We start from the raw sequence: 11698 nt of genomic DNA, 5'->3' as shown, positions 1-11698 counted from the left end.
CACTGCGGCCGGAACAGTGCCCCGGGCGTCGTATCATGAAGGGTCAGCTTTTTTCTACCTTGAGGGGCAAGTTGTGTCCACCGTTGAAGACAATTCGGCAACCACAGCGCAGACCGGCGGAAGCCGGGTCAAGCGGGGTATGGCTGAAATGCTCAAGGGCGGCGTCATCATGGATGTCGTCACAGCCGATCAGGCCCGCATCGCCGAGGACGCCGGTGCAGTGGCCGTCATGGCGCTCGAGCGGGTTCCCGCGGACATCCGCGCCCAGGGCGGCGTGTCCCGGATGAGCGATCCCGACATGATCGACAGCATCATCGAGGCCGTCTCCATCCCGGTGATGGCCAAGGCACGCATCGGTCACTTCGTCGAGGCGCAGGTCCTGCAGTCGCTCGGCGTCGACTACATCGACGAGTCGGAGGTCCTCACGCCGGCCGACTACACGAACCACATCGACAAGTGGAAGTTCCAGATCCCCTTCGTCTGCGGTGCCACCAATCTCGGTGAGGCGCTGCGTCGCATCAACGAGGGCGCTGCGATGATCCGCTCGAAGGGCGAGGCCGGCACCGGTGACGTCTCGAACGCCACGATGCACATGCGCACCATCCGTGCGGAGCTCAACCGGTTGTCCTCCATGGCCGAGGACGAGCTCTACGTCGCCGCCAAGGAACTCCAGGCGCCCTACGAGCTCGTCAGGGAGGTAGCCTCGGCCGGCCGCCTCCCCGTGGTGCTCTTCACCGCCGGCGGGATCGCGACGCCGTCGGACGCCGCGATGATGATGCAGCTCGGCGCGGACGGCGTGTTCGTCGGTTCCGGCATCTTCAAGTCCGGCAACCCGGCCGAGCGCGCCAATGCCATCGTCCAGGCGACCACCTTCCACGACGACCCCGACATGATCGCCAAGGTCTCGCGCGGGCTCGGCGAAGCCATGGTCGGTATCAACGTGGACGAGATCCCGCAGCCGCACCGCCTCGCAGAGCGCGGCTGGTAGTACTGCCCGTCCCCGATCAGGGACGCGAGGACCTCAGGAGGACCGCAGCCCGCACGGGCTGCGGTCCTCCTGCCGTTCCCGGCCGGAACCGGCCTACCGACCGGCGGACCCGTCGAGCTGCAGCGAGAACGTCTTCCCGCGGCCCAGCAGCGTGAAGCCGCGTCGGGAGAAGAACGCATAGCCCTGGGGAGTGGCGTTGACCGCGAGGTCGAGGGCTCCGGCTGCCGCGGCCCGCCGTGCCGTCGTCGCCACCAGGGAGGTCGCCAGTCCCTGCCGCTGGTGATCCGGCAGCACCTCGAGGTGATGGATGCCGCCGAGGCCGCGCAGTCCGGCGACGCCGGACGGGTAGAACGAGTAGGCCGCACCGGTGATGTTGCCGGTACCGGCGGACCGCGACACCGCATGCCACGCCTGGCGGGGCTGCGACCGGACCACTCGCAGTTCCTGCGCCAGGGGTCCGATGTAGTCGGGCACCTCGTCCGTCAGCCGGGCGGCGCCCGCGTCCCCGCCGCCGTCGTCGCCCTCCTTCGCCACGCCCGCGCCACCGGTGACGGCCGACACCGGTGCGGCCATCCACCACGGCTGCCAGCTCGGCTCGAAGCGCAGGTCCCCGAGCTCGACGGCGTCCACGGCCCCGTTGAGCCACACGCGGACCGAGGCGGCGCCGAGCCGCACTCCTTCGGCCAGCGCGGGCCGCACGGCGGTGGCACTGACCGCGGAGGGGAACATCAGCCCGAGCTCACGCCGCGCCGGCAGCCAGACCCAGGTGTTCCCGTGCGTCGAGAACGTCTTCCCACCCGTCGCCGTCGCCAGCGCCGCCGACCATGCCGTCTCCAGCCGCTGGCACTGCGCGATGGTCACCATGCGGGTGCGCCCGCGCGGACGCGTCTCACGCGAGACCGCGACGCACGAGCAGGGGCTGCAGGTCCGCGTCGCGTCCGCGGAACCGGCGGAAGGCCTCCAGCGGATCGATGCTGTTGCCCCGTGACAGCAGCTCGCGCCGGAAGTGGTCGCCGTTCCCGCGCGTCAGGCCGCCGGAAGTCCTGAACCACTCGACCGTGTCGGCGTCGAGCATCTCGCTCCAGATGTAGGCGTAGTAGGACGCCGCGTACCCGCCGGCGAAGATGTGCTTGAAGTAGGACGTACGGTAGCGCGGCGGGACCGGCGCGAAATCCACCCCCGCGTCCGCGAGGGCGGCGGCCTCGAAGGCGAGCGGGTCCTCGACCACCGTGCCGGAGGGGATGGAGTGCCAGGCGAGGTCCAGGAGGGCGGCGCCGAGGTAGGCCGTGGTCTCGAAGCCCTCGCCCCAGGCGCCCGCCGGGTGGATGCGGTCGATGACGTCCTGGGGGAGCGCCTCCCCGGTCTCGTGGTGGCGCGCGTAGTTCGCGACGATCTCGGGCCACAGGATCCACATCTCGTTGACCTGTGAGGGGTATTCGACGAAGTCGCGCGGGACGGCGGTCCCGGCGAACAGCGGGTAGGTGACGTCCGAGAACAGGCCGTGCAGGGCGTGGCCGAACTCGTGGAACGTCGTGACCACCTGGTCGTAGGACAGCAGCGTCGGTTCGCCCGTGCCCGGCTTCGACAGGTTCAGGTTGTTGACGACGACGGCACGCGTGCCCTCGAGCGCGGACTGGTCCACGAACGAATTCATCCAGGCACCCCCGCTCTTGGTATCGCGCGTGTAGTAGTCGCCGAGGAACAGGCCCAGCCCTGACCCGTCCGCATCGAAGACCTCCCAGACGCGGACGTCCGGGTGGTAGCCGACGAGGTCGGGGCGCTCCGCGAAGCTGAGTCCGTACAGCCGGTTCGCGGCGTGGAAGACGCCGTCGTTGATGACGCTCTCCAGTTCGAAGTACGGGCGCAGTGCATCGAGGTCCACGTCGAACTTCGCCTTCCGCACCCGCGACGCGTAGAACGCCCAGTCCCACGGCTCGATCGGGTGCCCGGCCTCGGCCTCGAGTTCCGCGGCCTCGGTCCTGGCGTTACGGACGGCCGGAGCGGCCAGCTCCCGCATCCGGTCCATGATCGCGGCGAGCGACGGCGCCGTCTGGTTGTCGGTCGCCGCCGCTGCGTGCGTGTCGAATCCGAGCAGGGCTGCGCGTTCGGCGCGGAGGGTCGCCATGCGGGTCGCGATCGCGAGGGTGTCCGCCTCGTTGCCGCGCGCTCCGCGGTTGACGGACGCCTCGTGGAGCCTGCGGCGGACGTCCCGGTCCGTCAGCAGCTCCAGTGCGGGCTGCGCGGTCGGCAGGATCAGGGTCAGCAGGTACTTGCCCTCGTGGCCCGCCTCCGCGGCAGCTCCGGCGGCGGCGGAGACGGCGTCGGAGGAGAGGCCGTCGAGTTCCTCCGCGCGATCGAGGAGCAGCGCCGAATCGTTGGTGTCCTTCAGGAGTTTCTGGGAGAACTCCGTGCTGAGGGCCGAGAGTTCGGAGTTCAGTCGGCGCAGGGTCACCTGGGCGTCGTCGTCCAGTTCCGCACCTGCCCGGACGAAGCTGCGCAGGTACTCCTCCACCAGGCGCACGGATTCGTCGTCGAGCCCGTCGAGCGGCACCCGGCGGAGACGCTCGAACAGTGGCCGGTTCAGCTTGATGTTGTCCTCGTGCTCAGCGAGCCTCGGCGCCACCTGCTGTTCGAGATCCTGGATGAACGGCGTCGCGTGGCTGACCGAGTTGCTGAAGAACACGCTCGCGACCCGGTGCAGCGTACGCCCGGCACGCTCAAGTGCCACGACCGTGTTCTCGAAGGTCGGGGCCTCGGCCGAACCCGTGACGGCGTCGATCTCCGCGAGGTGCTCGGCGAAGCCGGCGTCGAAGGCGGGCAGGTAGTGCTCCTCCCGCAGGGAGGCGAAGGGTGGCAGCTGGTAGTCGAGGGTGCTCGGCTCGAGGAAAGGGTTGCTCATGAGAACTAACTTTTGCACGTTGTTGCACGTATGCGCACCACCCTTGACCCGTCCGGATCACGCTCCCTAGGGTCGGGAATGCTTCGCTGCCTGATGATCGGCGTCCTTCCGGGGGCGCCACCAGGACAGGGGCGGCCGGCACAGGAGCCGGTTGCCGCGGAGCACGCCGGGCAGCGCAGCCCGGTCCCGAGAAGGAGCACCCATGAGAACCCGTTCCCGAACATCCGTCCTGCTGACACTGTCGCTGGCCCTCAGCGGCGTCACCGTCGCAGCCGTCCCGGCAGTAGCGGCACCACCGCCGGCTCCCGCCCGCGTCGTCGCCCCCCTCGCCGCCGACGGGACGACGCCGATCCCGGCCGTCGAGGGCCCCCTCGCCTCCACGGCGGAGTCCTACCCCTTCGGGGCGGCGGACCACCAGGAGGTCCCGCAGGACCTCGCCCGCCTCGGGTACGTGGAGGAGGAGTACCTCGTGAGCGGTACCTCCAACGTCTACACATGGCCTGCGGCAGGGCCCGCCGAGATCCGGACCCCCGACGCCCCGTACAGCACCCGCGTACTGGTCCGTAAGCCGGCCAGGGGCCAGGCGTTCAGCGGCAACGTGGTCGTCGAGATGCTCAATCCGAGCAACCTCTTCGACCTCAACATCGGCTGGGCCGTGGCCCAGGAGCAGATCGTCGCCAACGGTGACGCCTGGGTGGGCATCACCGCCAAGCCGATCGCCGTCGAGGCGCTGAAGAACTTCGACGCGGAGCGGTACGCCTCGCTGTCCTTCGCCAATCCGCTGCCCCTGACCGATCCGGCGAACTGCGCCACGGTCGCCGCCGACTCCTCCAGGACGACGGAGAACGGCCTGATCTGGGACATCTACTCGCAGGTGGGTGCCTGGCTGAGGAGCGACGACGCCACGAACCCGCTGCGCTACGGCGCGCGGACAACCCGCGTGGAGCACGCCTACGGCTTCGGCTACTCCCAGACCGGTGGCTTCCTCGTGAACTACATCAACGGCGTGCACCCGCTCGTCGTCGAGTCGGACGGAGCGCCGATCTACGACGCCTACCTCGTCGCCGTCGCCGGTGGCGCCTTCGCCGGCGCGTACCCCATGAACCAGTGCGAGCCCGCGCCACCGGCCACCGACGTCCGCCGCCAGTTCAGGGACGTCGGCGTGCCCATCATGCGCATGATGTCGCAGTCCGACTATCTCCTCGGCATCGGCTCCCGCCGGGAGGACAGCGATGCGCCGGGCGACCAGTACCGCCACTACGAGATGGCAGGCGCCGGCCACGCGACCCCCGACGAGCTCACGTTCTCGGCGTCCTCCGCAGACATCCTCGCCGCGGACCGCGCCGTCCCGCCGGCATCCTGCAACGAGGGGCCACGCAGCCGGTTCCCGAGTTCGATCTTCTTCAACGCAGCGCTGCGGAACCTCGACGCCTGGGTGCGCGACGGCGTCGCGCCTCCCCACGCGGAGCCCATCCTGGTGCGCAACGGCGCGCCGGTCCTCGACCGGTTCGGCAACGTGCAGGGCGGCCTCCGCTCGCCGTTCCTCGACGCGCCCACCAGCACCTGGTACGGCACGGCGACGGGCGCGTCCTTCTGCTTCATCGCAGGATACGAGCGCCCGCTGTCCCAGACGGTGATCGACAGCCTCTACCGGAACCACGGAGCCTACGTGAAGGCGGTCAAGGACAGCGCACGCAGCCTCGAACGTGAAGGGTTCCTGACCGCCTACGACGCACGCGAGCTGCAGAGGGACGCCGCGCAGAGCAGGATCCCCTGATGGTGGGATGAACGCAGAGAGGCCCCCGTTCCGGCGGGGGCCTCTCTGCGTGGACGGCCTGCAAGGGGACATCGGCTGTGGCAGGGTTGCCGGATGGACGAGCAGACCTGGGAACAGCAGATCGGGACCTACTGGGAGCAGGAGTTCGACGACACGCGTCCCGAGGAATCCCTCGTCCGGATGCGGGACCTGGCCGCCGTGCGGCCTGACGGCGATGCGGCAGCCCTCTTCGAGTACGCCGGCGTGCACGACGCCCTCGGTCTCGAACACGAGGCGATCCCCCTCTATCGTGCGGCGATCCGTGCGGGTCTCGAGGGCGAGCGCGCCACCCGCGTGGTCATCCAGCTGGCCAGCACCCTGCGCAACGTCGGCGCGTCGGCCGAGGCGGTGCGGATGCTCGAGTCGATGCCGGCGACGGAGGCCGACGAGGCGGCGCGTCAGGCCTTCCTGGCCCTCGCGCTCTACGACGAGGGACGCTATGGCGATGCCCTGCGCACCGCACTCGCAGCCCTGATCCCGACGCTCGACGGCTACCGGCGAGCCCTCGGTGCCTACGCCGACGAGCTGCCGAGCACGACGCCGGACCGCGGCTCGTCCCCGCAGCCTGTCATGGATCGCCCTGAGTGACGTGACGTGACGTCCGTCCTCCGCGGCACGGTCACGGCCGGCCTTCACCCCACGTGGCGGCGAGCGCGGTCCAGGCTGTCCTTCCCGTGGCGAGCGGGGTCCTGGCTGTCCGTGCCTGGGCGGTTGCGCGTCCTGAACGCCTCCGCGCCGAGGGTCGCAGCCGTGCTGCCCACGCCGAGGACCAGGCCGATGCGGGTATGCGGAAGCCGCGTGCCTCTGTCCGCAAGGCGCTCCCCGACACCGAAGACGAGCCGTTCCATTCCGACCGTCAGCGCGACGCTTCCGCCGAGGAAAGCCACCGCTGCTCCCGTGAGCACCACCGGGTGACGTACGGGGTGGCGCATCGACGACCGGAAGCGCGGGCCCCGGTGGGTGCCCGAGCGTCCATCGGTGGTCGACCGGGGTGATGGAGGATCGGCGGCGACACCCGGGTCGCCGGGCTCCGGCTCCGGTGCAGTGTCCTCGCCGGGTGAAAGCCTGCCGCGTCTCATCGCCGCGATCCCGTAGGCCGCACTGGCGGTGAGGATCATCGTCTTGGCGACGACGCGCACCGGCCTGCTCGTGGTGTAGTCGGGCAGGGCGTACCAGAGGATGATGCCCAGCCCGGACAGGAGATCGGCCAAGAGCGGGAGGGGAGGTGTGGTCTTCGGCGACATGGGATCCACGCTACGGACCCGCCCGGCGCGGGCGCATCCGCCCTCGTGCTGATCCCGGTGTCCTCCGCGCGGAGGATGGCCGCCCGTCCGGCGGAGGAGAACACGCCCAGCCGGCGGAGCAGAAGGCGCTGGACGCCAGGGCGAAGTCCGCTGGACCCCGGAGCAGAAGGCGCTGGAGGCCGGAGCGAGGTCCGCCCGGACACCGGCCGTGCCCGCCCCGGAGTCGGGCGGGCACGGCGTCGGGTCCACGTCGTCCGCAGGTCAGCCGTTCGGGGGCGTGTAGAGCTGGAGGTCGTTGCCCTCGCTGTCCTTGAACGGGAGGATGCGACCCCACGGGTACTCGCTGATGTCGCCCTCCACGGACGCTCCACCCCGGGCGGCGATGCGCTCGAGCTCGTCCTCGATGGAGCCTTCCGGCTCGAGGCTGATGACGGCTCCGCCGCCTGCTCCGCCATGGGTGGCCTCCCGTGCGTTGAGGCCGATGGTGAGCCCGCCGGCGTCGATCTCGGCCCACTCGTCCTCCTGCATGCTGACGTCCAGTCCCAGGGTGTCCCGGTAGAAGGCCAGCGCCCGGTCCATGTCCTCGACGGGGACCCAGACGGTTGCTACTCCCTTGGCCATGATGCTCCTTCCGCGGATCCGGAGGGGATCCAGAGGGTTCACGGACCCGGCCGGGCCCGTCCCTCGGCACGCTACCGGCCGGTCGGAGCCGACGCTCCGGAGGAGAGGACCCTTGACGGCGGCTCGCCCGTGCTGTCCTACCGGGGGCGCTCGGCGGCGTGGCGGCGCGCGAGATCGGCCAGGGAATCGTCCAGGCCGTCGGCGTCGAAGGAACCGAACCTGCGCTCGGCGGCGGTGCGCAGGAGGAAGTCGGCGATGGCCGGGTTCTTGGGCAGGAGCGAGCCGTGCAGATAGCTCGCCACGATGTTCCGGTAGCGCGCCCCCTCATGCTCGTCCTCAGCATTGTTGCCCGCGCCCTTGACGACGGTCGCGAGCGGCCTGACGCCTTCGCCGAGGAAGGTCTGTCCGCTGTGGTTCTCGTAGCCGTGGATGTCGCCGAATTCCTCGCTGGTGGCGACGACGTTGCCGATCAATCGCTCCGTGCCACCCCGGGTTTCGAGGTCCAGCACGCCGATCCCGGGGATCACGGTGCCGTCGTGTGTCCGGAACTCCCTCCCGAAGAGCTGGTACAGACCGCAGATGAGCAGCATCGGCGTACCGTCTTCCGCGAGCTCGCGGAGACGCGGAGCGATCGACTGGAGGTCGTCCTGGATGACCACCTGTCCGCTGTCCTGTCCGCCGCCACCGATGATGACGTCGATGTCCGCGGGGAAGGCGTCGCCGGCGTTGTGTTCGAGGATCTCGGCGCCGTAACCGCGCCAGGCGAGCCGCTGCTTGAGGACCAGGACGTTGCCGTAGTCGCCGTAGATGTTCATCTCCCGTGGGTACAGCTGCAGGATGCGCAGCGTCCCCTTCGCCGGATCGGCAGGAGCCTCGCTGAGGTGGCTGGCGGACGGTGCATCGGTCATCAGGAGACCACCTCGACCTTCGTGATCTTGGAGAGTTCGCGGCGCACGGCGAGCATCGCCGTGTAGGTGCAGAAGATGCGCTTGGGGTGGCCCGCCGAACCGCCGATGAACTGCTTGAGCCCGTCCGGGATGTCGGTCTCGACGGCGCCCACGCGGACGTCGTCGTACTTCAACCGGAGCGCCATGTCGTAGGCGCGGACGCCGCTGACCATCTCTACGCCGCCGAGTCCGAGCGAGTCGAAGTCGACGTCCCAGAGCCAGGACATGTCGCGCCCGTCGGCGTAGTTGTCGTTGATCGCGATCATCGTCGCGCAGCCGGCAGGATCGAACGACTTCAGCCCGAGCCGGAAGCCACTCGGGTTCTTCACCAGGACCAGTTCCAGGGGAAGGCCGTCGACGACGAGGCTCTCGCCCCGTCCGAACGCGGGCTCGACGGCGGCCAGGGACGCGTACAACCGGTCGTCGTCGGCGGTTCCGGCCATGACGGTCCGCGCCGCAGCGAGCGCGGCGGCCGCGTTGAAGATGTTGTAGACGCCCCGGAGGCGGAGATCCGTGCGGGTCACCGTGCCGTCCGCCTCGAACTCGGCGGACTTACCGTCGACCGAGCGGAGGACCACGTCAGCGGGCAGGGCGGAGGCGGGAGCGGTGCCGGCCGCGCCGCGGAGTTCGTCGTCGTTCGGGAACGTGCTCCGCAGTGATGCGTCGAGGCCGAAATAGACGACGTCGGCGGTCGTGACCGATGAGGCGATACCGGCGACGCGCGGGTCCTCGCGGTTGAGCACGACGGTGCCCGTCGTGGCCAGGGCGATGCGCTCGAGCAGCCGCGTGGTGGCGTCGATCTCGCCGAAGCGGTCCAGCTGGTCGCGGAGCACGTTGAGGAGCAGGGAGAAGCGTGGGGGGACGAGCTTGACGAAGTGCACCGCGTGCGCCTCGTCGAGCTCGAGCACGGCGACGTCCGCCGTCAGGCGGCCGCGCCAGTCCACCTCGCCGAGCAGTGCGGCGGCCACGCCGCGCGTGAAGTTGCTGCCGGTGCGGTTGGTGAAGACTTTCAGGCCCTGGCCCTCGAGGAGCTCCACCACCATCTTGGTGGTGGTCGTCTTGCCGTTCGTCCCGCTGACGACGACGACGCCGCGGGGGAGGGTGGACAGCGCGCGGGCCATGAACCCGGGGTCGAGGCGCTCGACCACGAGGCCGGGAAGGGCGGAGCCGCCGCCGCGCAGGCGGGACGCGATGCGCACGGCCTTGCCCACGAGGACTGGAAGGGGATTCATGCCTCCACGATATCGCCGGGCCGGCGTTCTTCCCGCGAGGCGGGGGACGAGGCGCTCCCGGCCGGGGCGGCTACGCCCGGCCGACGACCTAGAATCGAGGGATGACCTCCCCGTCCTCCTCGGCGCCCCTGCCGACGTCGGTCCCCGTATCCGATGAGCCGATCGACGCTCCGATCGACGCTCCGTTCGACGCTCCGTTCGACGCTCCGTTCGACGCTCCGTTCGACGCTCCGTTCGACGCTCCGTTCGACGCGCCGATCGATGCGCCGGCCGACACCCGTCGATCCGGCGTGCGTCCGGTCGGCGTGCCTCCGGCCGGCGGGCGCCCGGTCTCCGGGGATCGCGCGATCACGGAGGGGAGGGCCGCGGCCGGACGGCGCGACGTCGTCGTCGGGGTCCTCGCGGTGCAGGGCGACGTACGGGAGCACATTGCGACGATCGAGTCGCTCGGCGGACGCGCCGTCACGGTGCGGCGTCCGGCGGAACTCGCCGCTGTGGACGGCCTCATCATCCCCGGCGGCGAGTCGACCACCATCGACAAGCTGACGCGCACCTTCGGGCTGGCCGCTCCGCTGCGCGAGCTGATCCTCGGCGGCCTGCCCGTGTACGGATCCTGCGCGGGCATGATCATGCTCTCGGATGTCATCGCCGATCCCGCCTCCGACCGCTCGGGGAATCCGCAGCAGACGTTCGGCGGGCTCGACATGGTGGTGCGGCGCAACGCCTTCGGACGCCAGCGCGAGTCCTTCGAGACCGACCTCGACTTCGCGGAGCTGGCGGCCACGGGTGCCGCCGCGGCCGGGGACCCCGTGCGCGCGGTCTTCATCAGGGCGCCCTGGGTCGAGAAGGTGGGCGACGGCGTCGAGGTGCTGGCGCAGGTGCCCGCCGCCGGGACACCCCGGGCGGCACCCCGGGACGACGTCGGTGACAGTGCTGACGGCGGTGGCTCGAGCGATGGCTCAAGCGACGGCTCAAGTGGCGGCTCAAGTGGCGGCTCAAGCGACGGCTCCGGCGGTGCTACGGACGGCGCAGGAGCGGACTTGGAGCCGGTCGCTAGAATTGTCGCAGTGCGTTCGGGCAACCTGCTGGCCACGAGTTTCCACCCGGAAGTGACGGGTGAGCGGCGGGTCCACGAACTCTTTATCCGGATGATCAGAGGAGAAGCGTAAGCATGTCGGGGCACTCCAAGTGGGCAACCACCAAGCACAAGAAGGCGGCGATCGACGCCAAGCGCGCGAAGTCCTTTGCGAAGCTGATCAAGAACATCGAGGTCGCAGCGCGCGCGGGCGGTGCCGACGTCGCCGGTAACCCCGGCCTCGAACTCGCCGTCTCGAAGGCCAAGAAGACCTCCGTGCCCATCGACAACATCAACCGCGCGGTGAAGCGCGGCGCGGGCCTGCTCGGCGAGGCCGTCGACTACCAGACCATCATGTACGAGGCCCGTGGGCCCCAGGGCTCGGCGCTCCTCATCGAGTGCCTCACGGACAACAAGAACCGTGCTGCCTCGGAAGTGCGGCTCGGTATCTCCCGCAACGGCGGGACGATCGCCGACCCCGGATCCGTGGCCTACCTCTTCGCCCGGAAGGGCGTCGTCACGCTGCCGAAGAACGGACTCACCGAGGACGAGCTCCTCATGTCCGTGCTCGACGCCGGCGCCGACGAGGTCAAGGAATCGGCCGACACCTTCGAGATCGTGTCGGAGCCGCAGGATCTCCGTGCGGTCGTCGAGGCCCTCGACGCGAGCAGCATCGAGTACGAGACCGACGAGGTCGAGTTCGTCCCGTCCATGCAGGTGGATCTGGACGCCGAGGGAGCGCGCAAGTTCCTGAAGCTCGTGGACGCCCTCGAGGAACTCGACGACGTCCAGAACGTCTACTCGAACGCCAACCTCTCGGACGAGGTCCTGGCCGAGCTCGAGGACGACTGACATCGCCCACCCCGGCGGCGTCCT

11 protein-coding genes are annotated in these 11698 nt (G+C 70.0%); 5 read left to right on the top strand and 6 right to left on the bottom strand.

Going from position 1 to position 11698, the window contains the following annotated elements:
- Positions 1-73 precede the first annotated feature (73 nt).
- Positions 74-988: a pyridoxal 5'-phosphate synthase lyase subunit PdxS gene (pdxS, locus tag ASF21_RS12675; RefSeq protein WP_055771833.1), complete on the top strand. Its 915-nt coding sequence runs from the start codon at positions 74-76 to the stop codon at positions 986-988.
- A gap of 93 nt (positions 989-1081) precedes the next feature.
- Here pdxS and ASF21_RS12670 read toward each other — a convergent pair whose 3' ends face one another.
- Together ASF21_RS12670 and ASF21_RS12665 are read right to left on the bottom strand one after the other, a co-directional pair.
- Positions 1082-1852 (bottom strand): GNAT family N-acetyltransferase, encoded by a 771-nt coding sequence (locus ASF21_RS12670; RefSeq protein WP_055771830.1) that lies wholly within the window; start codon positions 1850-1852, stop codon positions 1082-1084.
- 25 nt (positions 1853-1877) lie between these two features.
- Positions 1878-3887 carry a M3 family metallopeptidase gene (locus ASF21_RS12665; RefSeq protein WP_055771828.1) on the bottom strand — a complete coding sequence of 670 codons (2010 nt, stop codon included), beginning with the start codon at positions 3885-3887 and terminating at the stop codon, positions 1878-1880.
- A 202-nt stretch (positions 3888-4089) separates the two neighbouring features.
- Here ASF21_RS12665 and ASF21_RS12660 point away from each other — a divergent pair, with 202 nt between their 5' ends.
- Complete coding sequence (locus ASF21_RS12660; RefSeq protein WP_055771825.1) at positions 4090-5664, top strand: alpha/beta hydrolase domain-containing protein; 1575 nt, start codon at positions 4090-4092, stop codon at positions 5662-5664.
- Between the two features lie 93 nt (positions 5665-5757).
- Positions 5758-6291 carry a tetratricopeptide repeat protein gene (locus ASF21_RS12655; protein WP_055771820.1) on the top strand — a complete coding sequence of 178 codons (534 nt, stop codon included), beginning with the start codon at positions 5758-5760 and terminating at the stop codon, positions 6289-6291.
- 44 nt (positions 6292-6335) lie between these two features.
- On the opposite strand, the gene ASF21_RS12650 is transcribed toward ASF21_RS12655, so the two are convergent.
- The 4 genes from ASF21_RS12650 to ASF21_RS12635 form a co-directional block, all read right to left on the bottom strand.
- Positions 6336-6947, bottom strand: a complete 612-nt coding sequence (locus ASF21_RS12650) for a hypothetical protein (protein WP_055771817.1) — start codon at positions 6945-6947, stop codon at positions 6336-6338.
- Between the two features lie 261 nt (positions 6948-7208).
- Entirely contained in the window at positions 7209-7568 is a 360-nt protein-coding gene (locus ASF21_RS12645; RefSeq protein ID WP_055771814.1) for a VOC family protein, read from the bottom strand.
- 137 nt (positions 7569-7705) lie between these two features.
- Positions 7706-8476 carry a type 1 glutamine amidotransferase gene (locus ASF21_RS12640; protein WP_055771810.1) on the bottom strand — a complete coding sequence of 257 codons (771 nt, stop codon included), beginning with the start codon at positions 8474-8476 and terminating at the stop codon, positions 7706-7708.
- Positions 8476-9747 carry a Mur ligase family protein gene (locus ASF21_RS12635; RefSeq protein ID WP_055771806.1) on the bottom strand — a complete coding sequence of 424 codons (1272 nt, stop codon included), beginning with the start codon at positions 9745-9747 and terminating at the stop codon, positions 8476-8478. The genes ASF21_RS12640 and ASF21_RS12635 overlap by 1 nt, the downstream gene beginning before the upstream one ends.
- A 347-nt stretch (positions 9748-10094) precedes the next feature.
- On the opposite strand from ASF21_RS12635, the gene pdxT reads away from it, so the two are divergent.
- Positions 10095-10916, top strand: a complete 822-nt coding sequence (pdxT, locus tag ASF21_RS17595) for a pyridoxal 5'-phosphate synthase glutaminase subunit PdxT (RefSeq protein ID WP_055772323.1) — start codon at positions 10095-10097, stop codon at positions 10914-10916.
- 2 nt (positions 10917-10918) lie between these two features.
- Entirely contained in the window at positions 10919-11674 is a 756-nt protein-coding gene (locus ASF21_RS12625; protein ID WP_055771802.1) for a YebC/PmpR family DNA-binding transcriptional regulator, read from the top strand.
- Positions 11675-11698 lie beyond the last annotated feature (24 nt).

The sequence above is a fragment of the Arthrobacter sp. Leaf234 genome, from assembly GCF_001422665.1.
Taxonomy (GTDB): Bacteria; Actinomycetota; Actinomycetes; order Actinomycetales; family Micrococcaceae; genus Arthrobacter_D.
Note: the sequence above shows the minus strand (reverse complement) of the source record. Positions and strands in the feature narration are given on the sequence as shown.